26 protein-coding genes are annotated in these 24,840 nt (G+C 65.2%); 8 read left to right on the top strand and 18 right to left on the bottom strand.

Going from position 1 to position 24,840, the window contains the following annotated elements; genetic code table 11:
• The first annotated feature begins 75 nt into the window (after positions 1 to 75).
• Positions 76 to 693 (top strand): glutathione S-transferase C-terminal domain-containing protein, encoded by a 618-nt coding sequence (locus BM115_RS21370; RefSeq protein ID WP_092298827.1) that lies wholly within the window; start codon positions 76 to 78, stop codon positions 691 to 693.
• 54 nt (positions 694 to 747) lie between these two features.
• Here BM115_RS21370 and mnmA read toward each other — a convergent pair whose 3' ends face one another.
• The 5 genes from mnmA to BM115_RS21345 all read right to left on the bottom strand — a co-directional run bounded on the left by mnmA (position 748) and on the right by BM115_RS21345 (position 4,515).
• Positions 748 to 1,827, bottom strand: a complete 1,080-nt coding sequence (mnmA, locus tag BM115_RS21365; protein ID WP_092298824.1) for a tRNA 2-thiouridine(34) synthase MnmA — start codon at positions 1,825 to 1,827, stop codon at positions 748 to 750.
• A complete protein-coding gene (locus tag BM115_RS21360) occupies positions 1,824 to 2,330 on the bottom strand; it encodes an NUDIX hydrolase (protein WP_092298821.1) in 507 nt (168 codons plus the stop codon). Before BM115_RS21360 ends, mnmA begins: the two co-directional genes overlap by 4 nt.
• Positions 2,311 to 3,282 carry a 4-hydroxy-tetrahydrodipicolinate synthase family protein gene (locus BM115_RS21355; protein WP_092298818.1) on the bottom strand — a complete coding sequence of 324 codons (972 nt, stop codon included), beginning with the start codon at positions 3,280 to 3,282 and terminating at the stop codon, positions 2,311 to 2,313. The genes BM115_RS21360 and BM115_RS21355 overlap by 20 nt, the downstream gene beginning before the upstream one ends.
• Positions 3,269 to 3,625 (bottom strand): hypothetical protein, encoded by a 357-nt coding sequence (locus BM115_RS21350; RefSeq protein WP_092298814.1) that lies wholly within the window; start codon positions 3,623 to 3,625, stop codon positions 3,269 to 3,271. Before BM115_RS21350 ends, BM115_RS21355 begins: the two co-directional genes overlap by 14 nt.
• Positions 3,626 to 3,756: 131 nt before the next feature.
• Positions 3,757 to 4,515, bottom strand: coding sequence for a TorF family putative porin (locus BM115_RS21345; protein WP_092298811.1), 759 nt, complete (start codon positions 4,513 to 4,515; stop codon positions 3,757 to 3,759).
• Positions 4,516 to 4,860: 345 nt separating this feature from the next.
• On the opposite strand from BM115_RS21345, the gene BM115_RS21340 reads away from it, so the two are divergent.
• The 5 genes from BM115_RS21340 to BM115_RS21320 all read left to right on the top strand — a co-directional run bounded on the left by BM115_RS21340 (position 4,861) and on the right by BM115_RS21320 (position 9,657).
• Entirely contained in the window at positions 4,861 to 5,982 is a 1,122-nt protein-coding gene (locus BM115_RS21340) for a Re/Si-specific NAD(P)(+) transhydrogenase subunit alpha (RefSeq protein ID WP_092298808.1), read from the top strand.
• A 75-nt stretch (positions 5,983 to 6,057) separates the two neighbouring features.
• Positions 6,058 to 6,423, top strand: coding sequence for an aspartate 1-decarboxylase (panD, locus tag BM115_RS21335; RefSeq protein WP_092298805.1), 366 nt, complete (start codon positions 6,058 to 6,060; stop codon positions 6,421 to 6,423).
• Positions 6,424 to 6,547: 124 nt separating this feature from the next.
• Positions 6,548 to 6,871: an NAD(P) transhydrogenase subunit alpha part 2 gene (locus BM115_RS21330; RefSeq protein ID WP_092298993.1), complete on the top strand. Its 324-nt coding sequence runs from the start codon at positions 6,548 to 6,550 to the stop codon at positions 6,869 to 6,871.
• Positions 6,868 to 8,343 carry an NAD(P)(+) transhydrogenase (Re/Si-specific) subunit beta gene (locus BM115_RS21325; protein ID WP_092298802.1) on the top strand — a complete coding sequence of 492 codons (1,476 nt, stop codon included), beginning with the start codon at positions 6,868 to 6,870 and terminating at the stop codon, positions 8,341 to 8,343. Before BM115_RS21330 ends, BM115_RS21325 begins: the two co-directional genes overlap by 4 nt.
• A 264-nt stretch (positions 8,344 to 8,607) precedes the next feature.
• Complete coding sequence (locus BM115_RS21320; protein ID WP_092298799.1) at positions 8,608 to 9,657, top strand: response regulator; 1,050 nt, start codon at positions 8,608 to 8,610, stop codon at positions 9,655 to 9,657.
• Between the two features lie 22 nt (positions 9,658 to 9,679).
• Here the strand turns inward: BM115_RS21320 and BM115_RS21315 are convergent, their stop codons facing one another.
• The 9 genes from BM115_RS21315 to BM115_RS21275 all read right to left on the bottom strand — a co-directional run bounded on the left by BM115_RS21315 (position 9,680) and on the right by BM115_RS21275 (position 19,509).
• Positions 9,680 to 10,954: a THUMP domain-containing class I SAM-dependent RNA methyltransferase gene (locus BM115_RS21315; RefSeq protein ID WP_092298796.1), complete on the bottom strand. Its 1,275-nt coding sequence runs from the start codon at positions 10,952 to 10,954 to the stop codon at positions 9,680 to 9,682.
• An 80-nt stretch (positions 10,955 to 11,034) separates the two neighbouring features.
• A complete protein-coding gene (locus BM115_RS21310; protein ID WP_092298793.1) occupies positions 11,035 to 11,640 on the bottom strand; it encodes a 2-hydroxychromene-2-carboxylate isomerase in 606 nt (201 codons plus the stop codon).
• A gap of 48 nt (positions 11,641 to 11,688) precedes the next feature.
• Positions 11,689 to 12,111: a CopD family protein gene (locus BM115_RS21305; protein ID WP_092298790.1), complete on the bottom strand. Its 423-nt coding sequence runs from the start codon at positions 12,109 to 12,111 to the stop codon at positions 11,689 to 11,691.
• Between the two features lie 49 nt (positions 12,112 to 12,160).
• Positions 12,161 to 13,441: a glutamate-5-semialdehyde dehydrogenase gene (locus tag BM115_RS21300; RefSeq protein ID WP_092298787.1), complete on the bottom strand. Its 1,281-nt coding sequence runs from the start codon at positions 13,439 to 13,441 to the stop codon at positions 12,161 to 12,163.
• Between the two features lie 100 nt (positions 13,442 to 13,541).
• Positions 13,542 to 14,612, bottom strand: coding sequence for a DNA polymerase III subunit delta (holA, locus tag BM115_RS21295; RefSeq protein ID WP_092298784.1), 1,071 nt, complete (start codon positions 14,610 to 14,612; stop codon positions 13,542 to 13,544).
• Between the two features lie 28 nt (positions 14,613 to 14,640).
• On the bottom strand, positions 14,641 to 15,147 hold the full coding sequence (gene lptE / locus BM115_RS21290; RefSeq protein WP_092298781.1) for an LPS-assembly lipoprotein LptE: 507 nt from the start codon (positions 15,145 to 15,147) through the stop codon (positions 14,641 to 14,643).
• Positions 15,148 to 15,176: 29 nt separating this feature from the next.
• Entirely contained in the window at positions 15,177 to 17,798 is a 2,622-nt protein-coding gene (gene leuS / locus BM115_RS21285; RefSeq protein ID WP_092298777.1) for a leucine--tRNA ligase, read from the bottom strand.
• A 183-nt stretch (positions 17,799 to 17,981) separates the two neighbouring features.
• The gene (gene dapB / locus BM115_RS21280; RefSeq protein WP_092298774.1) at positions 17,982 to 18,779 is read right to left on the bottom strand and encodes a 4-hydroxy-tetrahydrodipicolinate reductase; all 798 of its coding nucleotides are present in this window, start codon (positions 18,777 to 18,779) and stop codon (positions 17,982 to 17,984) included.
• Between the two features lie 94 nt (positions 18,780 to 18,873).
• The gene (locus BM115_RS21275; RefSeq protein WP_092298771.1) at positions 18,874 to 19,509 is read right to left on the bottom strand and encodes an outer membrane protein assembly factor BamE; all 636 of its coding nucleotides are present in this window, start codon (positions 19,507 to 19,509) and stop codon (positions 18,874 to 18,876) included.
• A gap of 127 nt (positions 19,510 to 19,636) precedes the next feature.
• Here BM115_RS21275 and fur point away from each other — a divergent pair, with 127 nt between their 5' ends.
• Positions 19,637 to 20,068, top strand: a complete 432-nt coding sequence (gene fur / locus BM115_RS21270) for a ferric iron uptake transcriptional regulator (RefSeq protein ID WP_092298769.1) — start codon at positions 19,637 to 19,639, stop codon at positions 20,066 to 20,068.
• Between the two features lie 512 nt (positions 20,069 to 20,580).
• Here the strand turns inward: fur and BM115_RS21265 are convergent.
• The 3 genes from BM115_RS21265 to BM115_RS21255 form a co-directional block, all read right to left on the bottom strand.
• Positions 20,581 to 21,174 (bottom strand): peptidoglycan recognition protein family protein, encoded by a 594-nt coding sequence (locus BM115_RS21265; protein ID WP_092298766.1) that lies wholly within the window; start codon positions 21,172 to 21,174, stop codon positions 20,581 to 20,583.
• A 9-nt stretch (positions 21,175 to 21,183) separates the two neighbouring features.
• Positions 21,184 to 21,666, bottom strand: coding sequence for an Hcp family type VI secretion system effector (locus BM115_RS21260; RefSeq protein ID WP_092298763.1), 483 nt, complete (start codon positions 21,664 to 21,666; stop codon positions 21,184 to 21,186).
• Positions 21,667 to 21,828: 162 nt separating this feature from the next.
• A complete protein-coding gene (locus BM115_RS21255; protein WP_092298761.1) occupies positions 21,829 to 22,827 on the bottom strand; it encodes a LysR family transcriptional regulator in 999 nt (332 codons plus the stop codon).
• Between the two features lie 271 nt (positions 22,828 to 23,098).
• On the opposite strand from BM115_RS21255, the gene BM115_RS21250 reads away from it, so the two are divergent.
• Positions 23,099 to 23,710 carry a flavin reductase family protein gene (locus tag BM115_RS21250; protein ID WP_092298758.1) on the top strand — a complete coding sequence of 204 codons (612 nt, stop codon included), beginning with the start codon at positions 23,099 to 23,101 and terminating at the stop codon, positions 23,708 to 23,710.
• Positions 23,711 to 23,763: 53 nt separating this feature from the next.
• On the opposite strand, the gene gap is transcribed toward BM115_RS21250, so the two are convergent.
• A complete protein-coding gene (gene gap, locus BM115_RS21245) occupies positions 23,764 to 24,762 on the bottom strand; it encodes a type I glyceraldehyde-3-phosphate dehydrogenase (protein WP_092298755.1) in 999 nt (332 codons plus the stop codon).
• Positions 24,763 to 24,840 lie beyond the last annotated feature (78 nt).

The raw sequence follows: 24,840 nt of genomic DNA, 5'->3' as shown, positions 1-24,840 counted from the left end.
CGACATGCCGCCCGCCAGGGCGCCATGGCAGCCACAGAGCGCCGATGCACTTCATAACAAGCTCAAGGGGAGAACATGAAGCTGTATGCGTCCCACACCAGCCCGTACGCGCGCAAGGTGCGCGTCGTGCTGGCGGAAAAGAAGGTCGACTACCAGATGATCGAGGAGAACGTCTGGTCGCCCGCGACCATCATCGGCCAGTTCAACCCGCTCGGCAAGGTGCCCTGCCTGGTCATGGAGGATGGCGGCGCGGTCTTCGATTCGCGCGTGATCGCCGAATACGCCGATACGCTGTCGCCAGTCGGCCGCCTGATTCCGCAAGGCAGCCGCGAGCGCCTCGAAGTGCGCTGCTGGGAAGCCCTGGCCGATGGCCTGCTCGACGCCGCGCTGCTGGTCCGCCTGGAAACCACCCAGCGCGAAGAGGGCCAGCGCAGCGAATCATGGGTCAAGCGCCAGCGGACCAAGATCGACGCCGCACTGGGCGCGATGTCTTCCGGCCTGGGCGACCGCCCGTGGTGCACCGGCATCCATTTCACCCTGGCCGATGTGGCCGTGGGCTGCGCGCTGGCCTATCTGGATTTCCGTTTCCCGGACATCGCCTGGCGCGAGCAGTACCCGAACCTCGCCGCGTTCCAGGAAAAGATCGAGAAGCGCCAGTCGTTCATCGACACCGCCCCGCCTTCGGCGGGTTGAGCGGTAGATTGGGCACGCCGGCGCCTCCGTGCGCCGATGTGCCTCATCAGACAATTACTGGATGATGCCGCCGCCCAGGCAGACGTCGCCGTCGTAGAGAACGGCCGACTGCCCCGGCGTCACCGCCCACTGCGCTTCGGCGAAGGCCAGCTTCAGCGCCTCGCCGTTGGCCGCTTCCACGCGGCAGGCCGCATCGCTCTGGCGATAGCGCGTCTTGGCCGCCATCTCGGCGCCGGCCGCAGGTGGCTCACCCGCCACCCAGGACAGGTCCGCCGCTTCCAGCACCGGCGTCAGCAGCCACGGATGGTCGTGCCCCTGCACCACGTAGAGCGTGTTGGCGGCCATGTCCTTGCGCGCCACGTACCAGGCGTCGCCGCTGCCTTCGCGGCTGCCGCCCAGGCCAATGCCCTTGCGCTGGCCCAGCGTATAGAACGCCAGCCCGATGTGCTCCCCCACCACCTTGCCCTCGGGCGTCTTCATCGGCCCCGGCTTGGTCGGCAGGTAGCGATTGAGGAAGTCGCGGAACGGCCGTTCACCGATAAAACAGATCCCGGTCGAATCCTTCTTCTTCGCGTTCGGCAGGCCGATTTCGGCGGCAATCTCGCGCACGCGCGTCTTCGGCATCTCGCCCAGCGGGAACAGCGTGCGCGACAGCTGCGCCTGGTTCAGCCGGTGCAGGAAGTAGCTCTGGTCCTTGGTGTGGTCGAACGCCTTGAGCAGCTCGAAGCGCCCGTTGTCCGCCTGCCGCACGCGCGCATAGTGGCCCGTGGCGATGGTCTCGGCGCCGAGCGACATCGCGTGGTCCAGGAACGCCTTGAACTTGATCTCGGCATTGCAGAGCACGTCCGGATTGGGCGTGCGCCCGGCCGAGTATTCGCGCAGGAAATCGGCGAACACGCGGTCCTTGTACTCGGCGGCGAAGTTCACCGCCTCCACGTCCACGCCGATCAGGTCGGCCACGGACACCACGTCGAGCCAGTCCTCGCGCGTGGAGCAGTATTCGCTGTCGTCATCGTCCTCCCAGTTCTTCATGAACAGGCCGATGACTTCGTACCCCTGCTGCTTGAGCAGCCACGCGGTGACCGACGAATCGACCCCGCCCGACATACCCACCACCACCCGCTTGCCGCTCACGATGCGTCTCCGGTGCTGACCGCCACGCTTGTGGGATGCGTATAAAGCACATCCAGCGCGAAGCGCTTGCCGGCGAGGTAATCGTTCACGCAGGCCATCAGCAACGGGGTGCGATGGCGCTCGGGGCAGGCGCGCAGTTCCTCGGCGGTCATCCACAGCGTGCGGATGATGCCGGTATCGAGCTGGCGGCCTTCATCGAGCGTGCCGAGGTCGCCCGTGAAGGCGAAGCGGATATAGGTGGTGTCGCCCTGGTCGCGCGAGGAGAGCCCCCGGCTCATATAGCAGCCGATCAGCGCGCGCGGCTCGAAGGTGTGGGCGGTTTCCTCGAGGGTCTCGCGCACGACGGCGCGGATCAGGCTCTCGCCCGCTTCCAGGTGGCCGGCCGGCTGGTTCAGCCGCAGGCCGTCGCGCGTTTCCTCTTCAACCAACAGGAAGCGGCCGCCGCGTTCGATGACAGCGGCAACTGTGACGCTGGCGTTCCATTCACGTGACATGATGCACATTTTTTAAGCAATCCGGCATTTTACCGGTTGCTGTCGGAATGTGCAGGGATGAAGGCGGAAAGGGCGGAAACACCGCGGGCGGCAGCAGGGCCATGGCCGCTTCCAGGCGGGCCGTCAGCGCGCGCGTGGCCGGCGTGAGCGGCTGGCGCACCTCGGCGCGGGCCAGGCCTGCCAGCGCCAGCGCGGCCTTGACCGGCGCGGGGTTCGGCTCGGCGAACATCAGGTCGATCAGCGGCGAGAGCTGGCGGAACAGCGCGCGCGCCGCTTCGTCGCAGCCGGTGCGGGCCAGTTGCAGCAGCCGGACGAACAAGTCCGGGCGGATATGGGCGGCAGCCGGCACCACGCCTGCGCCGTCGGCCAGCAGGTGGTCGAGCATGGCGGCATCCTCGCCGCAGAACACGCGCAGGGCATCCTGCCCGGCCAACGCGCGCAGCCCGGTGCGGTCGCATTCCTTGATCGCCACGACCTGCGGATGGTCGGCCAGCCGCAGTGCCAGCGCGGGGGAAATCGTGGAGCCGGTGCGCTTCGGCACGTTGTAGAGCATCAGCGGGCGCGCCGTCTGGCTGGCCACGCGGCGCACGTGCCAGGCGATGCCCTCGTCCGACACGCGCAGGTAGTACGGCGGCGGGACGAGGTAGCCGGCGAGGTCGAATCGATCCAGCGTGCGCACCTGCTCGCAGACCGAGCGCGTGTCCACGCCGCCCACGCCCGCCATGACCGGCATGCGGCCCTGCGCCACCTCAAGCACGGCTGCGGTGACCATCAGCCGCTCTGCCTCGGTCAGCAGGCCGCCCTCGCCCGTCGTGCCGAGCACGATCAGGCCATCCACACCGGCGCCAGCATAGTGCGCGGCCAGTTGCTGGGCGGCGCGCAGGTCGGGCGCGCCGTGGCGCAGCGGCGTGACCAGCGGCAGCCACAGGCCATCGCCGATGACCGAATCAGTGCGCGGCATGATCGCTCCCCAGCATCGTCGTGATGCCGAACTCGGCGGCCGGCAGCGCGGTCATGATGGCGTGCATGGCGGCGTCGCGGCCGGCGCGCTCCACTTCCACATGGAGCGTGGTTTCCCCGTGCCGATGGTCCACCTCCACCACATACACACGGGCGAGCTTGCCGATGGCCACGTGCAGCGTCTGGCGCAGCATGAAGACCTGCGCCGAGGCCACCGCCAGGCGCAGGCGGATCCAGTGGCCATCGCTGGCGGCGGAGGCTGGCAGGGCGTCACGCCCGGCGCGGCGGCGCGGGACGGTGGCAAAGGCAACGGCGAGGCTCGAGGACTGTCGCGACTGTCGCATTACGCTTGAATCCGCGCGGGGCGGATCGTCTGTGGAACATGGCTCCATGCTAGGGAGCGGCGTCTCAAATTGATGCAGCAATCGCGGCGCCGGGTATCAACAACGCATCAACGCCGCGTCGTCGAACCCGGTCAGAACGTCTTTGTGATGGACGCGAGCGCGGTCGCCTTGCCCATGTAGCGGCCATGCGAATTCGTATAAGTGCCACGCTTGGCGTTGGTGTCGAGGTAGGCTACGGCCACGCTCAGGCCCTTGCCGAAGTCCTTGGTCACGCCGATTTTCCAGTCGGTATACGAGGCGTCGCTGAGGTTCTTCACGCCCTGGTAGCCCACGTGCGCGTTGACCGTCAGGTCCCACACATTGAGCGGCACGTTGGCCGTGAGGTCGATGTAGTAGCTGTTCTTGGTGTCGCCAAATCCGAACAGGTTGGTCAGCGCGTGCGAGTACTTGAGGAACACTGGGCCGTAGCCGATGCCGGCATAGACCTCGGTGGTGTAGGGACGCGTGAAGCCACTCGGATAATCGCCAGGGTAGTAGTACTCGAGCACGCCGAGGTCATAGTTGAATTCGGCGTCGGCCAGCTTGAACGTGTTGCGGAAGCCGCCGTAGAAATCCATCTCCACCGGGGCGGAGACTTCCGCGTTGCTGTCCGAAAGCCAGCTGATGCTTGAGTTCCAGTTGCCGAGGTAGAGCCCGCTCGCGTGGGTGTAGTCGAACCCGCCCTGGATGGCCGGGCGGCGGTCGGACTGCATCAGGCCCCGGTAGCGGTATTCGCTGGCCAGCGTGACATTGGCGGTGAAGGTGTGGGGCGAGGCTTCCGCCTCCTGGGCGAGCGCGGTGGCGCACGGGGCGGCAAGGAGGACGAGGGCGGTAAGGCGGGTAGCGATCATGGATGCTGGATGCGTAACGGGTGTTTGGAGGCGCCCTTCCCCGAAAAAGAGGGAAAGCGGCGTACCCGTCACGATACGGAGCGGCGCATCAAATCGGCATCAAGATTGGGCGCCCCGGCAACATGTTCGAATCAAGAGGGAATCCTGCCTGCATTAAACGAGTCGTTTCATGCGTCGCAAAAATGAGTCGTGGCGACCGCACAAATCGTCGACCGGGCAGTCACCACCGAACGTAAGTTTCGGGTAAGCTGCGCAAAAATTGGTGCGCCGCGCCGCGGTGGACCAACGGGCCAGGACGTCAGCCCGCCCAATCAGATACGACGCCAGCTAAAGGAGAAATTGACGATGCATATCGGCATCCCGCAGGAAACGCGGGCAGGCGAGGCACGCGTCGCCGCCACCCCGGAGACCATCAAGAAGTACGTTGCCCAAGGGCATCAGGTCACGGTGCAGGCTGGCGCAGGCGTACGCGCCAGCATTCCCGACGCGGCGTTCGAAGCCGCCGGCGCACGGATCGGCACGGCTGCCGATGCCTTCGGCGCCGAGCTGGTGCTGAAGGTGCGGGCACCGGACGATGCCGAGCGCGCCCAGATCAAGCCGGGCGCCGTGCTGGTGGGCATGCTCAATCCCTTCGATATCGAGAACAACGCGCGCATGGCCAGTGCGGCCATCACCGCGTTCGCGCTCGAGGCCGCGCCGCGCACCACGCGCGCGCAGAGCATGGACGTGCTGTCGTCGCAGGCCAACATCGCCGGCTACAAGGCCGTGCTGGTGGCCGCGCACCACTACCAGCGCTTCATGCCGATGCTGATGACGGCCGCCGGCACGGTGAAGGCCGCGCGCGTGCTGATCCTTGGCGCCGGCGTGGCCGGTCTCCAGGCGATTGCCACGGCCAAGCGGCTGGGCGCCGTGATCGAGGCCTCGGACGTCCGCCCCGCCGTAAAAGAGCAGATCGAGTCGCTTGGCGCCAAATTTCTCGACGTACCGTTCGAGACCGACGAGGAACGCGAGATCGCCCAGGGCGTGGGCGGCTACGCCCGTCCCATGCCGGCCGACTGGATGCGCCGCCAGGCGGAACTGGTGCACCAGCGCGCCACGCAGGCCGACATCGTCATCACCACCGCGCTGATCCCGGGCCGCAAGGCGCCCGTGCTGCTGCAGGAAGACACTGTCAAGCAGATGAAGCCCGGCTCGGTAGTGGTCGACCTGGCCGCCGCCCAGGGCGGCAACTGCCCGCTGACCGTGGCCGACGAGGTCGTGGAACGCCACGGCGTGGTCCTGATCGGCTACACCAACCTGGCCGGCATGGTCGCCGCGGACGCCTCGGCGCTCTACGCGCGCAACGTGCTCGACTTCCTCAAGCTGATCGTCGACAAGGATGCGCGCTACACGCTCAACCTTGAGGACGACATCGTCGCCGCCTGCCTGATGTGCAAGGACGGCCAGCTCGTCAGGCAGGCCGCCTAGATTCCCAACCGGAGCCGCCACGCCAGGACACACCGGCGGACGGCCCACCCAGCCTCAACCAAGGACGTATCACCCATGCAACGCAACATGCTCCGCGCCAAGCTCCACCGTGTCACCGTGACGCAGGCGGACCTCCATTACGAGGGATCGTGCGGCATCGACGAGAATCTTCTCGACGCTGCCGACATGAAGGAGTTCGAAAAGATCGAGCTGTACAACGTACAGAACGGCGAGCGCTTCTCCACGTACATCATCAAGGGTGCACGCGGTAGCGGCGAGATCTCGCTGAACGGCGCCGCCGCGCGCCGCGCGCACCTGGGCGACCACCTGATCATCTGCACCTACGCACCGATGAGCGACGAGGAAGTGAAGACCTATAAGCCCAAGGTCATCCTGGTGGACGAGAAGAACCGCATCAAGGAAATCAAGAAGATCGACTGATCTTTCTGGATTTTTTTGCGATAGCCGCGCCCGGGGCGAGCCGCCCGGCGCGGTGGCGGTGCCGGCCCTGCAGTCCCACATCGATACGAAGCACGAAGAATTCGAAAGCAACGAGGAGAAGTCGATGGAGATGGTGAACCACACGGTGATCAACCTGATCATCTTTGTGCTGGCAATCTACGTGGGATACCACGTGGTCTGGACGGTAACGCCGGCCCTGCACACCCCGCTGATGGCCGTGACCAATGCGATTTCGGCCATCATCATCGTCGGCGCCATGCTGGCGGCCGGCCTCACGGAAGGCAGCGTGGGCCGCATCATGGGCACGCTGGCGGTGGCGCTGGCGGCCGTCAATGTGTTCGGCGGCTTCCTCGTGACCCAGCGCATGCTGGAGATGTTCAAGAAGAAGGAACCGAAGAAGCTGGCTGGCAAGGAGGGGGCACGATGACCGGACTCGTCAGCATGAACCTCGTCACGCTGCTGTACCTCGTGGCCTCGGTCTGCTTCATCCAGGCGCTCAAGGGCCTGTCCCACCCCGCTTCGGCCCGCAAGGGCAACACCTTCGGCATGATCGGCATGGCCATCGCCGTGGTGACCACGCTGGCGCTGATCGTCAAGCTCAAGGAGGAGTTCCTGGCGGCGGGCACGGCCCAGTCGTCGGTGGGCACGGGCCTGGCGCTGATCTTCGGCGCGCTGGTCGTCGGTGGCGGCATCGGCGCCTATGTGGCGCGCAAGGTCGAGATGACCAAGATGCCGGAACTGGTGGCGGCGATGCACTCGCTGATCGGTCTCGCGGCGGTGTTCATCGCCGTGGCCGCCGTGGCGGAGCCGGCTGCGTTCGGCATCGCGCCGGCTGGCTCGCACCTGATTCCCACCGGCAACCGGATCGAACTGTTCATCGGCTGCTTCGTCGGCGCCATCACGTTCTCGGGCTCGGTGATCGCCTTCGGCAAGCTGGCGGGGCGCTACAAGTTCCGGCTGTTCCAGGGCGCCCCGGTGGTGTTCCCGGGCCAGCACTGGCTGAACCTGCTGCTGGCCGTGGCGATGTTCGGCTTCGGCATCATCTTCTTCCTATCGCAGGCGTGGCTGCCGTTCCTAATCATGCTGGCGCTGGCCTTCGTGCTGGGCGTGCTGATCATCATCCCGATCGGCGGCGCGGACATGCCTGTGGTGGTCTCGATGCTGAACTCGTACTCGGGCTGGGCGGCGGCGGGCATCGGCTTCTCGCTGAACAATCCGATGCTGATCATCGCCGGCTCGCTGGTCGGCTCGTCCGGTGCCATCCTCTCGTACATCATGTGCAAGGCGATGAACCGCTCGTTCTTCAACGTGATTCTGGGCGGCTTCGGCGGCGACGCGGCGGCAGCCGGCCCGGCCGGCGCGCAGGCCCAGCGCAACGTGAAGTCCGGCTCGGCCGACGACGCCGCGTTCCTGATGGGCAATGCCGAAACCGTGATCATCGTGCCCGGCTACGGCCTGGCGGTGGCCCGTGCTCAGCATGCACTTAAAGAATTGACCGAGAAGCTGCACGACAAGGGCGTGATCGTAAAGTACGCGATCCACCCCGTGGCGGGCCGCATGCCGGGCCATATGAACGTGCTGCTGGCGGAAGCCGAGGTGCCGTACGACCAGGTCTTCGAGATGGAGGACATCAACAGCGAGTTCGGGCAGGCCGACGTTGTGCTGGTGCTGGGCGCCAACGACGTGGTCAACCCGGCCGCCAAGACCGATCCGAAGTCGCCCATCGCCGGCATGCCGATCCTGGAGGCGTACAAGGCCAAGACCATCATCGTGAACAAGCGCTCGATGGCGGCCGGGTACGCGGGCCTGGACAACGAGCTGTTCTATATGGACAAGACCATGATGGTGTTCGGCGATGCCAAGAAGGTGGTCGAGGACATGTTCAAGGCCGTGGAATAAGGCCGGACACCGCGGAACGCAAATCCGAATCGGAATCGGAATCCGACTGACAATCAGGCCGGAAACCCTCGGTGATTAAAGCGGCGTGAAGACCTGAAATCAACGAAATCGAAGACATGCGGCCGGCAACCAACGCCGGCCGTTTGCTTTTGGCCTCCTTTGGTGCGGCAACATTGCGTGGACCCATCCGCGCGCTATACTGGCTTGCCACGGCCCCCAAACCCTCGCTCTTCATTCGCTGCCGGCCGCAGCGTAGATCGCACCATGACATTCAGCCCGCATGACAGGAACCTGTCGGTCTTCCATCACCCCGTCCTGACGGTGCTGGTGGACGACAGCAAATCGTTTATCGACAGCCTGGCATTCCAGATGGACGCGTCGCGCGCCGTGGTGAGCTTCACCGACCCGCGCGAGGCACTGACATGGATCCGCGAAGCCTATGCCACCCGGCATCCGGCCTTCCTGCCCGTGCGCGTGACCCACGACGACCTGACCTTCCTGAGCGAGCGGCGCACCGTGCAACTCGACGTGGACCGCATCTATCGCCAGGTCCACGACATCCATCGCTTCATGCAGCCCGGGGTGATCGTGGTGGACTACTCGATGCCGCAGATGGATGGCCTCGAGTTCTGCCAGGCGCTGCAGGACCTGCCGTGCAAGACCATCCTGCTGACCGGCACCGCCGACGAAAGCATTGCGGTGCAAGGCTTCAACCATGGGCTGATCGACCGCTATGTGAAGAAGCACGATCCGAACATGGTGGCGCGGCTCGACCAGGAAATCGACGCACTCCAGCAACAGTATTTCGCGGCAATCTCGCGCACGCTGCGCGACCTGCTCACGCGGCACTCGTACGCGTTCCTGTCCGATCCGGTGATGGCCGACCGCGTGCGCCAGACCGCCGCGCGCTATGGCTTCGTCGAGTACTACCTGTATCCGAATCCGGTGGGCATCCTGCTGCTGACGGCGCAGGGACATGCCACGCTGATGGTGATCGAGACGCGCGCCGGGCTGATGAGCCAGGTGGAGTCGGCCGAAGCCTACGAGGCGCCGGCCACGCTGATCGAAGGGCTGCGGGAGGGCCGCATCGTGCCGTTCTTCTGGCCCGGCAACGGCATGTACACGCCGGCGTGCGCCGACTGGGAGCAATACTGCCTGCCGGCCGAGCGGTGCGAAGGGCGCGAGGAATATTTCTACGCGCTGTTCGACCTGCCGCGCCACCTGCTCCAGGAGCCGGTGGTGAGCCTGCAGGGGTTCCTGAGCGATTTCGCCCGCAACCCCGAGGCGCTGACGGGCCGGAACAAGCAGGCATAAGCCTGACCGTCCCGCATCCCCCTTATTCCTTCGGCGCTTCCCCGCCTTCCTTGCGGTTGCCGCCGCGCACCATGTCGAAGCGGAACAGCCGGCATTCGATATTGCCGTTGTAGAGCGGCGTGCGGCGCGATTCCTTGAGCCGCAGGCGCTTCGGCATACTCAGGTCGCCCGTGAACACCCACGCCTGCCAGCCCGCGAAGTGTTGCTTCAAGGTGGTAGCGAAGGCGCTGGCGAACTGGTTCGCGGCGGCCTCCTCGGCCTCGTCGCGCGGGGCCTCGGGCAGTGCGCCCCGGCGCTGCTCGCCGCGCACGGCAATCCGCTCGCCATAGGGCGGATTCATCAGCATCACGCCCGGCGTGGCGAACGGTGGCTGCACAAAGCGCGCATCCACCTGCTTCAGGGGCACCTCGCCCGGCAGCCCGGCGCGCTGCCAGTTGGCGTCCGCCATGGTCAGCATGTCCGTGGAAATGTCCGATCCGGCGATCTCCAGCGCCGCCACGCCCTTGGCCGCCGCCTCCTTGGCGCGTTGCGCATCGGCGCGCAGGGCCTGCCAGGCCTTGTTGTCCATGCCCTTGAGCCATTCGAACGCGAAGGTCCGCGCCCCGCCCGGCGGGAGGCCCAGCGCCACCTGCGCCGCCTCCACCAGGAACGTGCCGCTGCCGCACATCGGATCAAAGAACGGGCGGTCGGTCTGGCCCTGCACCCATCCCGCCAGCCGCAGGATGCCGGCGGCGAGGTTTTCCTTGAGCGGCGCCTCGCCCTTCTCCATGCGCCAGCCGCGCTTGAACAGCGGCTCGCCGGTGGTGTCGAGGTAGAGCGTGCAGTCGAACTCGGTCAAATGCGCATAAATCCGCACATCCGGGCTGACCGTATCGACGCTGGGACGGTCGCCGAGCGCCTCGCGCATGGCATCGCAAACACCGTCCTTCACGCGCAGCGCGGTGAAGTTCAGGCTGTGCAGCGGTGACTTGTGCGCGGTGATGTCCACCCGCAGCGACTCATCCGGCGAAAACCACTGATCCCAGCGTTGCTGGCGGGCCAGCGCGTAGACATCGTCCTCATGCCGGTAGCCGCGCTGCGCCACGCGCAGCAGCACGCGGCTGGCGATGCGCGAGTGCAGGTTGACGGCATAGGCCGCCGCCATCTCGCCCGAGAACGGCACGCCGCCCGGCACCTCGCGATGCACCTGGAACGGCGCGGCGGCCACCACGGCCGGATACTGGGCGATTTCCCGCAGTTCCTCGGCAAGGGCGGATTCCAGGCCACGCGGGCAGGGAGCAAAGAAGGCTTGGGTCATGGGAAGAGCATCCTGCAAACAAAAACGTCCGCCGTGGCGGACGGGAGTGAGACTAGCGTAGCGGACCGCGCGGCGGACCGCTAGTCGGCGGCCAGGGCGCGGTCCAGGAAATCGAGGCGGTCCTGGCCCCAGTACGGCTGGCCATCCAGCACGAACCACGGGGCGCCGTACACGTTGGCGGAGAGCGCGTCCTGCGTATTCTGCGCGTAGGCGGCCTGCACGGCCTGACCCTCGCTGGCCTTGAGCAGATTGGCGCCGTCCAGGCCGGCCTCGTCCGCGATCAGCGCCAGCGTGGCCGCATCGGCGATATTGCGCTGGTCCGCCCACACGCCCCGGCAGATGGCGCCGGTCAACTCCAGCGCGCGCGCCGTGCCGTGCGCCAGTTGCGCGGCGATGATCAGCCGGGCGGCGGCATCGCCGGACACCGGGAAGAACGTCGGATGCAGATGCATCGGCATGTTCAGGAACTGGCTCCAACGCTCGAGTTCCACCAGCCGGTATGCCTGGCGCTGCGGCGGACGCTGCGCCAGCGGCACGCCGCCGGACACCGCGAACACCTTGCCAAGATCCACCGGCTTCAGCAGCACCTGGGCGTTATGGCGGTTGGCGATGTCGACGAAGCGGGCATGTCCGAGGTAGGTAAACGGGGACTGCGGCGCCAGGAAGTACTCGACCTGCTTGCTCATCATGACCTCATGTAAGGCTTTGGGGGAGAACGCTGAATCGTAGATCGCTTAAAACGGCTTCACGACCACGAGGATCACGATAGCCAGCAGCACCAGCACCGGCACTTCGTTGAACCATCGATAGAACGTGTGCGAGCGCGCATTGGCGCTCCGCTCGAACTTGCGCAACAGCACGCCGCAGCCGTGGTGGTAGCCGATCAGCACCAGCACCAGCGCCAGCTTGGCGTGCATCCAGCCCTGCCCCGTGCCGCGTCCGATGCCATAGCCGAGGTACAGCCACAGCCCGAACACCACGGCCGGCACGGCCAGCATGGTCATGAACCGGAACAGCTTGCGCGCCATCAGCAGCAGCCGCTGCACGCCGGCCGGATCGGTCTCCATCGCCAGGTTGACGAAGATGCGCGGCAGGTAGAACAGCCCCGCGAACCACGACACGACAAAGACGATATGGAACGACTTGACCCAGAGCATTGGTGGTGGACGTTGTTTTGGCGTATTTAAGAAGCGTGGCCGGCAATCCTCAGGTCCGGATTTCCCCGTGCCCGAATACGACGTATTTCAACGAAGTCAGCCCCTCCAGCCCGACCGGGCCGCGTGCGTGGAGCTTGTCGTTGGAAATGCCGATCTCCGCGCCCAGGCCGTATTCGAAACCATCGGCGAAGCGCGTGGAGGCGTTGATCATCACGCTGGCCGAATCCACCTCGCGCAGGAATCGCATGCCGGCGGTGTAGTTCTCGGTGATGATCGAATCGGTGTGGGCCGAGCCATAGGTATTGATATGGTCGATGGCCGCGTCGAGCCCGTCCACGGTGCGGATGGCCAGCACCGGCGCCAGGTATTCGAGGCGCCAGTCCTCCTCGGTGGCATCGACCAGCTTGCCGAAGCCGGCCGCTTCCAGCGTGGCGCGCGTGGCGGCGCAGACGCGCAGCTCCACGCCTTTCTCCTGATAGATGCTGGCCAACGGCGGCAGCACGGCGGCGGCGATGTCGCGCGACACCAGCAGCGTTTCCATCGTGTTGCACGGCGCGTAGCGCTGCGTCTTGGCGTTGTCGGCCACGCGGATGGCCTTGTCCAGGTCCGCATCGGTGTCGATGTAGACGTGGCAGATGCCGTCCAGGTGCTTGATCATCGGCACGCGGGCCTCTTCCATCAGGCGCGCGATCAGGCTCTTGCCGCCGCGCGGCACGATCACGTCGACATATTCCGTCATCGTGATCAGCCGGCCCACGGCGGCGCGGTCGGTGGTCTCGATGACCTGCACGGCCTCGGCCGGCAGCCCGGCCGACGAAAGCCCTTCCGCCACCAGCGCGGCCAGTGCCGTGTTCGACTCGATGGCTTCGGAGCCGCCGCGCAGGATCGTGGCGTTGCCGGACTTCAGGCACAGTGCCGCGGCGTCGATGGTCACGTTCGGGCGCGACTCATAGATGATGCCGATCACGCCCAGCGGTACGCGCATCTGGCCGACCTGGATGCCGGTCGGGCGGAACTTCATATTGGTGATCTCGCCGATCGGGTCCGCCAGCGCGGCGATCTGCTCCAGCCCGGCCGCCATCGTGTCGATGGCCTTGTCGGACAGCGTCAGGCGGTCCACGAACGCGGCGTCCTGGCCGTTGGCCCGGGCACGCTCCACATCGCGCGCATTCACGGCCTTGAGCTTGTCGGCATCCCGGCGGATGGCGGCGGCGATGGTCAGCAGCGCGCGGTTCTTGTCGGCCGTGGTGGCCCGCGCCATCGCGCGCGACGCCGCGCGGGCCTGCTGGCCAACGCGGTCCATGTAAGCGTTGAGATCGAACTCGGTCATGATGGTGTCCAGGCGTTCCTGGCTCGACTGCGTAGTAGTGTCTCGGGGGCCCGGGGGCCGGTGTCGTGCGGGTAGGTCAGGCGACCGGTCGATCGGAAACTCAGGCCGGGCGCGCGATCATCAGCGCCAGTTGCAGCAGGCCATCCCATGGCTCGGCCGGGAGGCTGCCGCCCAGGCCGCCTGCGCCTGGCAGGTCGGACAGGCCCTTGACCTGCCGGTCCAGCCGGGCGGCCATGGCCAGCGCGGCTTCCAGCTGCGGCAGCGCCAACCGCTGCGCGGCCTGCGGCACCAGCCGCTCGCGTGGGCCCCAGACGCGCAATTCGCGCATCAGCACGCCCGCCGGCTTGCCGGCCGCCAGCCCTTGCCGGACTTTGGATAATACGCGAATTTCCTCGGTCAGCGCCCAGAGCACCAGCACCGTGGCCTCGCCCTCGCCGCGCAGCCCTTCGAGCATGCGCGTGAGGCGCGGCACGTCGCCGCCGAGCATCGCCTCGGACAGCTTGAAGACGTCGTAACGGGCCACATTGAGCACCGCGTCGTGCACCTGGTCGAAGGTAAGCACGCCGGGCGGGTACAGCAGGCCGAGCTTCTGGATTTCCTGGTGGGCGGCGAGCAGGTTGCCTTCCACCTTGTCGGCGATGAACTGGAGCGCCCGGCGCCCGGCCTCGCCCGGTTCCACGCGCTGCTGCTGCAATCCCAGCCGCTCGCCAACCCAGGCCGGCAGCCGCGTGCGGTCCACGGCATCGACCTTGATCGAGACCCCGGCGGACTCCAGCGCCTGGAACCACGCCGACTTGGACGTCGCGAAATCAAGCCGGGGCAGCGTGACGAGCATCACCACGTCCGGCGACGGCTGGGCCGCCACGGCGCGCAGCGCCTCGCCGCCATCCTTGCCGGGCTTGCCGGTCGGGATCCGCAATTCCACGATTTTCCGGTCGCCGAACAGCGACATCGACTGCTGGGCCTCGACCAGTTGGCTCCAGTGAAAGCCGCGCTCGGCCACGAGCACGTCCCGCTCGGAAAAACCGGCCTCGCGCGCGGTGCGGCGCAGCCGGTCTACCGCTTCGAGCACCAGCAGGTGTTCGTCGCCATGCACGACGTACAGCGGCGCCATGCCCTTGGCCTGGGCCTGCTTCAGGTGCGCGTCGAGTCCGTCGAGCTTCAGTTGCATCGCGGTGCGGGGCGGAGTCTAGCCGCTCTCAGATGGCCTTGACCGAGGCCAGGCGGCGCATCAGCTGCTGGACGATATCGCGCTGCATGTCGCGATAGAGCTGCTGCTCCTCGTAGTCCTTGGCCAGCGTGTTGGCTTCGTTGTAGGTCAGGTCGCGGGTCAGGACCAGTTGCGACGGCGGAATCAGTTCCTTGCCGGCCGGGTCGCGCAGGCGGAAGCTGAACCGCTGCGTCAACCGGTATTCGCGCACCACGCCCTCGGTCGTGATCGACAGGATCGACTTGCCGCGGGTGTCACCCAGCACATCGAGAATCGCGTCGGCTTCCTTCAGATCATCGACGATCTGCGTGTCCGAGCCATTGCGGATGTTGCGGCGCAGGTCCGATCCCATCAGCGAATTGGCCGGAAGCCCAATATAGAGTCGCTTGAACGCGAAGTCGGCGTTGCCGCGCATGTGAAAGCCGCAGCCGGCCAGCAAGCCGGCTGCCGCCATCGCGGCCAGCACCCTGCGACGTCCTGTGTTGATTCCGTCCATGCTTCGCAATTCCCTTGTTTCCGGGCGCCTCAGAGCACCACGTTGACGAGTCGGCCCGGCACAACCACGATCTTCTTGGGCGCGGCGCCGGCGGCGAACTTCGCCACAATCTCGCTCGCGGCGGCCGTGGCCTCGATGGCGGCGCGATCGGCATCGGCCGGCACCGTCAGGCTGCCACGGACCTTGCCGTTCACCTGGAGCACCAGTTCGATCTCGCTACGCACCAGCGCGGCTTCGTCCACCTGCGGCCAGGCGGCGTCCAGCAGGTCGCCGCCCTGCTCGGCGTAGCCCAGCTCCTGCCACAGCGCGTGCGTAACGTGCGGCACCACCGGGTACAGCACGCGCAGCAGGATGCCGAAGCCCTCGCGGCGCGCGGCCGGCGAGGCGCCCTTAGCGTCTTCCAGCGCGTTCAGCATCTTCATCGTGGCCGAGACCACGGTGTTGTACTGGATGCGCTGATAATCGTAATTCGCTTGCTTCAACACGCCGTGCAGGTCGCGGCGCAGCGCGGCGTCATCGGCCGTGAACGCCGTGCCGGCGCCGTCACGAATCGCCTGCGCGTTGGCATGGGCGAAGTTCCACACGCGGCGCAGGAAGCGCGACGCGCCTTCCACGCCCGAACCGCTCCACTCGAGCTGCTGCTCGGGCGGCGCGGCGAACATGACGAACAGGCGCGCCGTGTCGGCGCCGTACTGGTCGATCAGCGCCTGCGGATCGATGCCGTTGTTCTTCGACTTCGACATCTTCTCCACGCCGCCGATCACCACCGGCTGGCCGTCCGCCTTCAGCGTGGCACCCAGCGGGCGGCCGCGCTCGTCGGTCCGCACGTCCACCTCGGCCGGGTTGTACCAGTGCTTCTTGCCCGAGGCGTCCTCGCGGTAATAGGTCTCGTTGAGCACCATCCCCTGCGTCAGCAGGTTCGTGAACGGCTCGCTGAACTTGACCAGGCCCATATCGCGCATGACCTTGGTCCAGAAGCGGGCGTACAGCAAATGCAGGATCGCGTGCTCGATGCCGCCGATGTACTGGTCCATCGGCATCCAGTAGTCGTTGCGGGCGTCGACCATCGTCGGGGCGTCCGGGCACGTGTAGCGCATGTAGTACCAGCACGAGTCGATGAACGTATCCATCGTGTCCGTCTCGCGGCGCGCGGGCTTGCCGCAGGACGGGCACGTGCAGTTCAGGAAGCGCGGGTCCTTGTTCAGCGGATTGCCGGTGCCGTCCGGCACGAGGTCTTCCGGCAGCACCACGGGCAGGTCCTGCTCGGGCACCGGCACCACGCCGCAGGCATCGCAATGGATCAACGGGATCGGCGTGCCCCAGTAGCGCTGGCGCGAGATGCCCCAGTCGCGCAGGCGCCAGGTCACCTTCTTCTCGCCCAGGCCCTTGGCGGCGAGGTCGGCCGCGATGGCGTCCACGGCGGCCTGATAGCCCAGGCCATCGTACTTGCCGCTGTGGACCAGCTTGCCGGCTTCCTTGTCGCCGTACCATTCCTGCCACGCTTCGGTGGAGAACGGCTGGGCCTTGACGTCCACCACCTGCCGGATCGCCAGCTGGTACTTGTTCGCGAACGCGAAGTCGCGCTCGTCGTGCGCCGGCACGCCCATCACGGCGCCGTCGCCGTAGCTCATCAGCACATAGTTGCCGACCCAGACGTCCACCGGCTCGCCGGTCAGCGGGTGCTCGACCTGGAGCCCGGTCGGCATGCCCTTCTTCTCCATGGTCGCCATGTCGGCTTCCATGACCGAACCATGCTTGCATTCGTCGATGAAGGCGGCCAGCGTCGGGTTGTTCGCCGCGGCCAGGGTAGCCAGCGGGTGCTCGGCGGCCACGGCGCAGAACGTCACGCCCATGATCGTGTCGGCACGGGTCGTGAACACGTACAGCTTGCCGTCATTGACGAGCTTGCCGTCCGAGCCCGAAATCTTGTGCGGGAACGCGAAGCGCACGCCGGTGCTCTTGCCGATCCAGTTCTGCTGCATGACCTTGACGCGCTCGGGCCAGCCCAGCGCATCCAGATCACCGAGCAACTCGTCCGCATAATCGGTAATCCGCAGGTAATACATCGGAATTTCGCGCTTTTCCACCACCGCGCCCGAGCGCCAGCCGCGCCCGTCGATGACCTGCTCGTTCGCCAGCACGGTCTGGTCCACGGGGTCCCAGTTGACCGTGCCGGTCTTGCGGTAGGCGATGCCCTTTTCCAGCATCTTCAGGAACAGCCACTGGTTCCAGCGGTAGTAGTCCGGGCTGCAGGTTGCCACCTCGCGCGACCAGTCGATCGCCAGGCCCATCGACTGCATCTGCTTCTTCATGTAAGCGATGTTGTCGTAGGTCCAGGCGGCTGGCGCCACGTGGTTGTTCAGCGCGGCGTTCTCGGCCGGCATGCCGAACGCGTCCCAGCCCATCGGCATCAGCACGTTGTGGCCGTTCATGCGCAGGTAGCGCGCCATTACGTCGTTGATCGTGTAGTTCCGCACGTGACCCATGTGCAGCTTGCCCGACGGGTACGGCAGCATCGAGCAGGCGTAGAACTTCGACTTCTCCTTCCCGTCGGGACCCACAGCGTGCTCGGCCACCTTGTAGGCTTCGGTGGCCTGCCAGTGCTGCTGGGCGGCTTGTTCAACGGCGGAAGGAAGATATTTGTCTTGCATGTTTGGTACGACGGATCAGGACGTCGGATCGGGGACGGCGTTCCGCGCGCACCTGGGGTGCCGGGCGGACCGATTTGCGAAAGAGCCGATTATAACCGTGGCGGACACCCGCCACGGACGGCGAAAAGTCTGAAAATGGCCACGCGGCGGGCCATTTTCGGCAATTTTTGGCGTGTGCCGGGCTTACTTCAGGCCCAGCACGTCCTGCATGTCGAACAGGCCGGCCGGCTTGTCGGCCAGGAAGCGCGCCGCGCGCACGGCGCCATCGGCGTACGACTGGCGGCTCGACGACTTGTGGCTGATCTCGATGCGCTCGCCAATGCCGGCGAACATCACGGTGTGATCGCCGACGATATCGCCGCCGCGCACGGTGGCAAAGCCGATGCTGTTGGCGTCGCGCGGGCCGGTATGGCCTTCGCGGGCGTAGACGGCGCAATCGTCCAGGCTGCGGCCCAGCGCGCCGGCAACCACCTCGCCCATGGCCAGCGCCGTGCCCGATGGCGCGTCCACTTTATGACGATGGTGGGCTTCGATGATCTCGATGTCATAGCCGGTCGAAAGTAGCTTTGCCGCCACTTCCAGCAGCTTGAAGGTGGCGTTCACCCCCACGCTCATGTTCGCGGCGAAGACGATGGCGATCGACTTGGCAGCGTCCGCCAGCGCCTGCTTGCCGGCGGCGTCGAAGCCCGTGGTGCCGATCACCATCTTCTTGCCGAGCCGGCGCGCCGCCGCCACGTGGGCCAGCGTGCCTTCGGGGCGCGTAAAGTCGATCAGGCAGTCGGCGGCGCCGAGCACGGCGTCCACATCGGACGAAATCGTCACACCCGTGGCGCGGCCCAGGAATAGCCCGGCATCCTGGCCCAGCGCGGCGGCGCCGGGCACGTCGAGCGCGCCGGTCAGCGTCACGCCGTCGGTATTCAGCACATGTTCGATGAGCATGCGGCCCATGCGGCCGGAAGCGCCTGCGATTGCAATATTCATGGTGTTTGTGCGATGTCGGGGAAGGGGCGCCGCCCGGCCGGGGCGGCGAGGCGGCATGGCATCCGGGCGCGGCCCGCAACGGGCCGCGTGCCGGTCAGCTTGCCGGTTTGGCGGACGTGTCGGGCGTGGGCGTGGCTGGCGGGGTGGCCGGAGCCGGGGCGGCTTCGGGGGCCGGCGCGGCGGTCGGCGGCACGGGGGCGGCACTATCGGCAGCGCCTGCCGGTGCGGCCGGTGCCGGCGTGGCCGGGGCGTCAGCCGGTGCGCTGCTCGAACTCGTCACGATCTTGCCCGGCGTCTGGTTGCGCAGGGCTGCCTTCATCCCGTCGATTTCGGCGATCAGCTCATATTCGGACGGCAGTTCGTCCCCGCCAAACTTGACCAGCTTGTCGCCATCGAAGAACACCGTGTAGCGGCGCTGCTGCACGACTGGCGTGCTGCCGCGGCGGAACGAGAACACGTAATCCCAGCGATTGCCGTGGAAAACGTCGGTCAAGAGCGGCGTGCCCAGCAGGAAGCGGACCTGATCGCGCGTCATGCCTTCGCGCAGTTGCGACGCCGCCTCGCGCGAGACGAAATTGCCCTGTACGATATTGATACGATACGGCGTGATGGCGTCGGCCACCTTGCGCGACGTGCTGTCATAGGCCGAGCAGGCGCCGGCCAGCACGGCGGCCGCCAGCAGGGAAGACACCAGCGGCAGGCGCATGGCGGTCGTACGGAATGAACGCATGGATCTCGCTTTCAGACGGGAAAGGATAGTGCCGGGTCCGGTACAGGCCGTGGCACCGGGGCGACTTTTGTCGCCAAAACCCTTATGATTCAACTATCCAGACATTGTACTCTAGGGAGTCACGCCTATGCCGAGTCCGGCGGACCTCAAAAACATCGGCCTGAAGGCGACCGTCCCCCGCCTCAAGATCCTCGAGATCTTCCAGACCAGTGAACAGCGCCACCTGAGCGCCGAAGACGTGTACCGCATCCTGCTCAACGAGCACATGGATATCGGTCTCGCCACGGTATATCGCGTCCTGACCCAATTCGAGCAGGCGGGTCTGCTGTCGCGCAACAACTTCGAATCAGGCAAGGCGATCTTCGAACTCAACGAAGGCAAGCACCATGATCACCTGGTGTGCCTCGATTGCGGCCGGGTCGAGGAATTCTTCGACTCCGACATCGAGCAACGCCAGCAAAGCATTGCGCGCGAGCGCGGCTTTGCACTGCAGGAACACGCATTGTCGCTGTACGGCAACTGCACCAAGAACGACTGTCCCCACAGACCCAAACGATAAGCCGCCGCGGGCCACGGCCCAGCGAGCAGGCAACAAAAACCGGCGCCTCGGCGCCGGTTTTTTTATTTGGGAGGCTAGATCGAGTCGTTGCCCCCTCGCCTCCCCTCGGCCGCGCTATTGCTCCGGCCCATCGTACATGCCTCGAAATGGGTCGCTCCACCCATTTTTCTCGTGATATAGCACGACCCGCCCGCTTAGGTTCCACGTCAACTCGGCGATGCCACTGGACGTCAGGATCCACCGCCCCGCATTTCCGTCGGAAAATTCCACAGAGCCTTTCGCATGGCACGGAGAATAGAATTTATTAGTCGACCAGAATCCGTCAACTGGATAAGCTCTTGAGAAATACGCCCGGATCTGAGAAGCGGTTGGCTTAAACGCTTTGCAGGCCTCCTCGGCAACCCCCTCTATATCGCTCAGGCCGACGCTCTCCACAACGACCTTCTTAACATCTCTAGCGTAAGAATGAGTTGCTAGCCCACTCAAGAGACATAGCGCTAGTGCGGCGTTTCTCAGTCCTGCCATTTCGCCGACCTCGCTTCCGACGGCTTTTTGTAGGATATGTCGGGGTGCTTGTGCACTTCGCGCATCGACACTCCCAACGTTTCGGCGAGCTCCCTGACTAGCCAACGCAACGATCTATTTTGCGCTTCGTTGACGGCCTCATATCCCTCGACTTTACCGATTTCCCGGCCAACGATTTCAATTCCGATTGAGTCATTGTTGCCCGGATATCGCGCTGGAGACTCTTTCTTGTGCTCATACGCGGAGAGCTTCTTGATCCCCTTGATTCTCTGCGCATCCCGAAATTCGGCAGGCGCACACTGGCTGGTTTCCAGGCAGCGTGATTTAAGCCAGCCAACATGGTTGGTACGCTTATACACGGATGCGGTCTGGTATATCGTCCCATCCTTGTCGATCAGAAAATGCGCGCCATGCGCTCCCGCCTTCTGATAATGCGCGAACGTACTGCCCGATGTGGAAGAGTTCGTTTGGTGGACCACTATCCCGTTGACCTTGAGCATGGGGGTTCTCTCCAATCCTGGAAAGATCTTCACCTTGACCCGCTCGGCGTCAACGATGCCGCTCTTCGATATAAGCAACATGACCTCTCCTCAAATCACCGCATTGGCCTTGACGTCATACCCCACCCCTACCGTCCCCGCACTGCCGCCGCTCGCGTTCTGCACGACGTACTCCTGCCGGAATCGCGAAAACGACAGCGCCACGCGCTCCCTCGGCACGCGCATGGTGTTGTAGTAGACGGGAGCCACCTGCGTGACCAGCACGTCCTCCATCGTCATCTTCAGATATTCGAGTGGTGATCCGCCCGCCTTCCTCATGACGAGGATGGCGCGGGCAATATGCTTGCCGGTGAGGCAGTACTGGACAAGATTGGGCGAGGCCCGATCCGTATAGTGGTCAAACGTCAGATCCTCGACGGCGCACTTGCCGGCGCCGCCCCCGCTGCCTGCGTGCATGTTTGCGGGTTGCCTGACGGACCACGCCCACTCGAGCACTTCGATATCACCGGTATGCGTCGCGTCGATGGACTCGCCCGCGATGCCGCTGAGGTTCAAGAAAATGTCCTGCGCCATTCATTGCTCCCTGGGTTGGTTGCGAATGGCGACGCTAGCAGGGCATCACCTGGCCGGATATGAGACATGTCCGAAACTGCTGGCACTTTGCGATGGCACAAATAAAAACGACTCGGGCGCACAAGGCGCCCGAGTCGTTTAACTGCTTGCTGCAGAGTCCGATTACGGCTGCGGAATATCCTGATCCTGTTCTTCCACCACGCGCAGGCCGCGCGGGGTGACGGCCTGGACGCCGACGAACTCGGCTACCACTTGCCGGAACAGGCCACGCGCCCATACCAGCATGGGGTGCGTGTTGCGGCTGCGGTGCCAGAACATGTTCAGGCCCAGCAGCGTGTTGAGTTCAGCTGGTAGCGGGAAAGCCTTGAGGCCGTAGGTCTCGCAGGCCATGTCCTTGGTCAGCGCGTTGACCGTGAAGATCATGTCGGTCTGGGCAGCCAGTTCGGCCTGAGCACGCCACGAATGTACCGTCAGCGTCGCATTCCGCTTGAGGCCTCGTTGCTGCAGGGCGTAATCGAGCGGAATCAGCGACGGAGCCGGACGGCCGGCGCCGCCCGAGTGCGCCATGAAGATATGGCTGCAATCGAGGTATTGCTCAAGCGTCAAATCGGTCTTGAGCAGCGGGTGGTCCTTGCGGGCGCAAACCCAGAGGTTCAACGACGTCACCATCTCCTCGACGATCTCCGGATGCCGGGTCGGGAATGGCGAAAATGCGAGGTCCAGCTCGTTGGCGCGCATCGAAGCGACGTCCGATTCCCACGAATGGGATTCGACCAGCCGGATGTGCAGTTCCGGCGCCATCTGCTTGATACGGAGAATGAAACGATTGAAGACCGTGTCGCCCAGTTCGGCGGCAAAGCCGATATTCAAGGTGCCGGTCGCGATAGCCGGGTCGAAGTCGTCGACTTCACCTTCATTGATGGACGACCAGAGATCCAGCATGTCGCGGATCTTGGGGCCCAGTTCCAGCGCGCGCGGCGTCGGCGTCAGGCCGTGAGGCACGCGGATAAAAAGAGGATCGTCGAAGATCTCGCGCAGGCGGCCAAGCGAATGCGAGACCGCAGGTGCGGTCATATGCATCTTTTCCGCCACATATGTGGCGTTTCGCTTGCTCAGCAGCTCGGTGAAAATCACCAGCAGCTTGGTATCCACATTCACCATGATCAGGCCCGGTTGTTATGCCCACGCTTAGATGGCCCCACCACTTTCACTGGCTGCACATCAGAGTTCAACAGATTCTTCCGAGTGTAAGAGAAAAAAACTACCGGGAAAAGCAAATTCATCATTTCTCGCACTACGAGGGCTCGGATTGGGCGGGATTTGACTGGATAGCGACAGATAATGTCAAAAGACGCCCCGGTAGCCTTTGCGCCGACGGCGTATAGTGAGCGGAAGCCCGCATCTTTCACTCAGAATCGTCCGATTTCGCGCCATGACGTCCCACCGCCTTCCCGTCGAACTCGCCAAAGCCTACCGGCTGCTCAACCATGGCCCGACCGTGCTGGTCAGCGCCGCGCATGGCGGCCAGCGCAACATCATGGCGGCGGCCTGGGCCATGCCGCTGGACTTCGCACCGCCGAAGGTGGCCGTGGTGCTCGACAAAGCCACGTGGACGCGCCAACTGCTCGAGGCCAGCGGTGAATTCGCGCTGCACGTGCCGACGGTGAGCCAGGTGGATGTCACGCAAGCCCTCGGCTCCAGTTCTGGCCTGGCCATCTCCGAGCAGCAAGGGATCGACAAGTTCGCCGCCTACGGACTGCAGACTTTCCAGGGCGATGTCGTCGGTGCGCCGTTGCTCGAGGGCTGTGCCGCGTGGCTCGAATGCCGGCTGCTGCCGGAACCTGCCATCCAGGCCGGCTATGACCTGTTCCTCGGCGAAGTGGTGGCCGCGCATGCCGACGGCCGCGTGTTCAGCGAGGGCCGCTGGCACTTTGCCGGCCACGATGCACTGCGCACCATCCACCATGTGGCCGGCGGCCATTTCATTGTCGATGGCGACGGCGTCGACGCCCAGCCGCTACCGCCACTCGCCTCGCAGCCATAAAAAAACGCGCCCGAAGGCGCGTTTTTTATCGTACTTCGTCCAGCCTGCGACGATTACTTGGCCACCACGCGTGCCATTTCCAGGCACTTGTTCGAATAGCCCCACTCGTTGTCGTACCAGCTCACGACCTTGATGAAGGTGCCATCCAGCGCGATGCCGGCTTCGGCGTCGAAGATCGAGGTGCGCGCGTCGCCACGGAAATCCGTCGCCACGACCTTGTCTTCGGTGTAGCCCAGCACGCCCTTCAGCGCGCCCTGGCTCTGTGCCTTCATTTCGGCGCAGATTTCATCGTAAGTTGCCGACTTTTCGAGTTCGACGGTCAGGTCGACCACGGACACATCCGAGGTCGGCACGCGGAACGACATGCCGGTCAGCTTCTTGTTCAGCTGCGGAATCACCACGCCCACGGCCTTGGCAGCGCCAGTCGACGAAGGGATGATGTTTTCCAGGATGCCGCGGCCACCGCGCCAGTCCTTGTTCGACGGGCCGTCGACGGTCTTCTGCGTTGCCGTGGCGGCGTGCACCGTGGTCATCAGGCCGCGCTTGATGCCCCACTTGTCGTTCAGCACCTTGGCCACCGGGGCCAGGCAGTTCGTCGTGCAGCTGGCGTTCGAGATGATCGCCTCGCCCTTGTACGAGGCGTGGTTCACGCCGTACACGAACATCGGAGTGTCGTCCTTCGACGGCGCCGACATGATCACCTTCTTCGCGCCCGCGTCGATGTGCTTCTGTGCGCCTTCCTTGGTCAGGAAGATGCCGGTCGATTCGATGACCACGTCCGCGCCCACCTCGCCCCACTTCAGCTCGGCCGGGTCCTTCACGGCGGTCAGGCGGATCTTCTTGCCGTTCACGACCAGCGTGTTGCCGTCCACGGCCACTTCGCCGTCAAAGCGGCCATGCACCGAGTCGTACTTGAGCATATAGGCCAGGTAATCGGGCTCGAGCAGGTCGTTGATGGCGACCACTTCAACGTCCTTGAAGTTGGCCACGGCGGCACGGAACACCATGCGCCCGATGCGGCCGAAGCCGTTGATGCCGATCTTGATGGTCATGTCTATCTCCTAGAGTGCGATCGATGAAAGCGGGGCCGGCGCCGCAACCGGCGCGTCGCACCGGCTGCCGCGCGGGCG

The sequence above is a fragment of the Cupriavidus sp. OV096 genome, assembly GCF_900115455.1.
Taxonomy (GTDB): Bacteria; Pseudomonadota; Gammaproteobacteria; order Burkholderiales; family Burkholderiaceae; genus Cupriavidus.
The sequence above is the reverse complement of the archived record's forward strand: the minus strand, read 5'-3'. Positions and strand labels throughout refer to the sequence as shown.

What these genes read in the sequence shown, in the direction of transcription:
- BM115_RS21370 (WP_092298827.1), top strand. Translation starts at nt 76, where the DNA reads ATGAAGCTGTATGCGTCCCACACCAGCCCGTACGCGCGCAAGGTGCGC.
- BM115_RS21360 (WP_092298821.1), bottom strand. Translation starts at nt 2,330, where the DNA reads ATGTGCATCATGTCACGTGAATGGAACGCCAGCGTCACAGTTGCCGCT.
- BM115_RS21355 (WP_092298818.1), bottom strand. Translation starts at nt 3,282, where the DNA reads ATGCCGCGCACTGATTCGGTCATCGGCGATGGCCTGTGGCTGCCGCTG.
- BM115_RS21350 (WP_092298814.1), bottom strand. Translation starts at nt 3,625, where the DNA reads ATGCGACAGTCGCGACAGTCCTCGAGCCTCGCCGTTGCCTTTGCCACC.
- BM115_RS21345 (WP_092298811.1), bottom strand. Translation starts at nt 4,515, where the DNA reads ATGATCGCTACCCGCCTTACCGCCCTCGTCCTCCTTGCCGCCCCGTGC.
- BM115_RS21340 (WP_092298808.1), top strand. Translation starts at nt 4,861, where the DNA reads ATGCATATCGGCATCCCGCAGGAAACGCGGGCAGGCGAGGCACGCGTC.
- panD (WP_092298805.1), top strand. Translation starts at nt 6,058, where the DNA reads ATGCAACGCAACATGCTCCGCGCCAAGCTCCACCGTGTCACCGTGACG.
- BM115_RS21330 (WP_092298993.1), top strand. Translation starts at nt 6,548, where the DNA reads ATGGAGATGGTGAACCACACGGTGATCAACCTGATCATCTTTGTGCTG.
- BM115_RS21325 (WP_092298802.1), top strand. Translation starts at nt 6,868, where the DNA reads ATGACCGGACTCGTCAGCATGAACCTCGTCACGCTGCTGTACCTCGTG.
- BM115_RS21320 (WP_092298799.1), top strand. Translation starts at nt 8,608, where the DNA reads ATGACATTCAGCCCGCATGACAGGAACCTGTCGGTCTTCCATCACCCC.
- BM115_RS21315 (WP_092298796.1), bottom strand. Translation starts at nt 10,954, where the DNA reads ATGACCCAAGCCTTCTTTGCTCCCTGCCCGCGTGGCCTGGAATCCGCC.
- BM115_RS21310 (WP_092298793.1), bottom strand. Translation starts at nt 11,640, where the DNA reads ATGAGCAAGCAGGTCGAGTACTTCCTGGCGCCGCAGTCCCCGTTTACC.
- BM115_RS21305 (WP_092298790.1), bottom strand. Translation starts at nt 12,111, where the DNA reads ATGCTCTGGGTCAAGTCGTTCCATATCGTCTTTGTCGTGTCGTGGTTC.
- BM115_RS21300 (WP_092298787.1), bottom strand. Translation starts at nt 13,441, where the DNA reads ATGACCGAGTTCGATCTCAACGCTTACATGGACCGCGTTGGCCAGCAG.
- holA (WP_092298784.1), bottom strand. Translation starts at nt 14,612, where the DNA reads ATGCAACTGAAGCTCGACGGACTCGACGCGCACCTGAAGCAGGCCCAG.
- lptE (WP_092298781.1), bottom strand. Translation starts at nt 15,147, where the DNA reads ATGGACGGAATCAACACAGGACGTCGCAGGGTGCTGGCCGCGATGGCG.
- leuS (WP_092298777.1), bottom strand. Translation starts at nt 17,798, where the DNA reads ATGCAAGACAAATATCTTCCTTCCGCCGTTGAACAAGCCGCCCAGCAG.
- dapB (WP_092298774.1), bottom strand. Translation starts at nt 18,779, where the DNA reads ATGAATATTGCAATCGCAGGCGCTTCCGGCCGCATGGGCCGCATGCTC.
- BM115_RS21275 (WP_092298771.1), bottom strand. Translation starts at nt 19,509, where the DNA reads ATGCGTTCATTCCGTACGACCGCCATGCGCCTGCCGCTGGTGTCTTCC.
- fur (WP_092298769.1), top strand. Translation starts at nt 19,637, where the DNA reads ATGCCGAGTCCGGCGGACCTCAAAAACATCGGCCTGAAGGCGACCGTC.
- BM115_RS21265 (WP_092298766.1), bottom strand. Translation starts at nt 21,174, where the DNA reads ATGTTGCTTATATCGAAGAGCGGCATCGTTGACGCCGAGCGGGTCAAG.
- BM115_RS21260 (WP_092298763.1), bottom strand. Translation starts at nt 21,666, where the DNA reads ATGGCGCAGGACATTTTCTTGAACCTCAGCGGCATCGCGGGCGAGTCC.
- BM115_RS21255 (WP_092298761.1), bottom strand. Translation starts at nt 22,827, where the DNA reads ATGGTGAATGTGGATACCAAGCTGCTGGTGATTTTCACCGAGCTGCTG.
- BM115_RS21250 (WP_092298758.1), top strand. Translation starts at nt 23,099, where the DNA reads ATGACGTCCCACCGCCTTCCCGTCGAACTCGCCAAAGCCTACCGGCTG.
- gap (WP_092298755.1), bottom strand. Translation starts at nt 24,762, where the DNA reads ATGACCATCAAGATCGGCATCAACGGCTTCGGCCGCATCGGGCGCATG.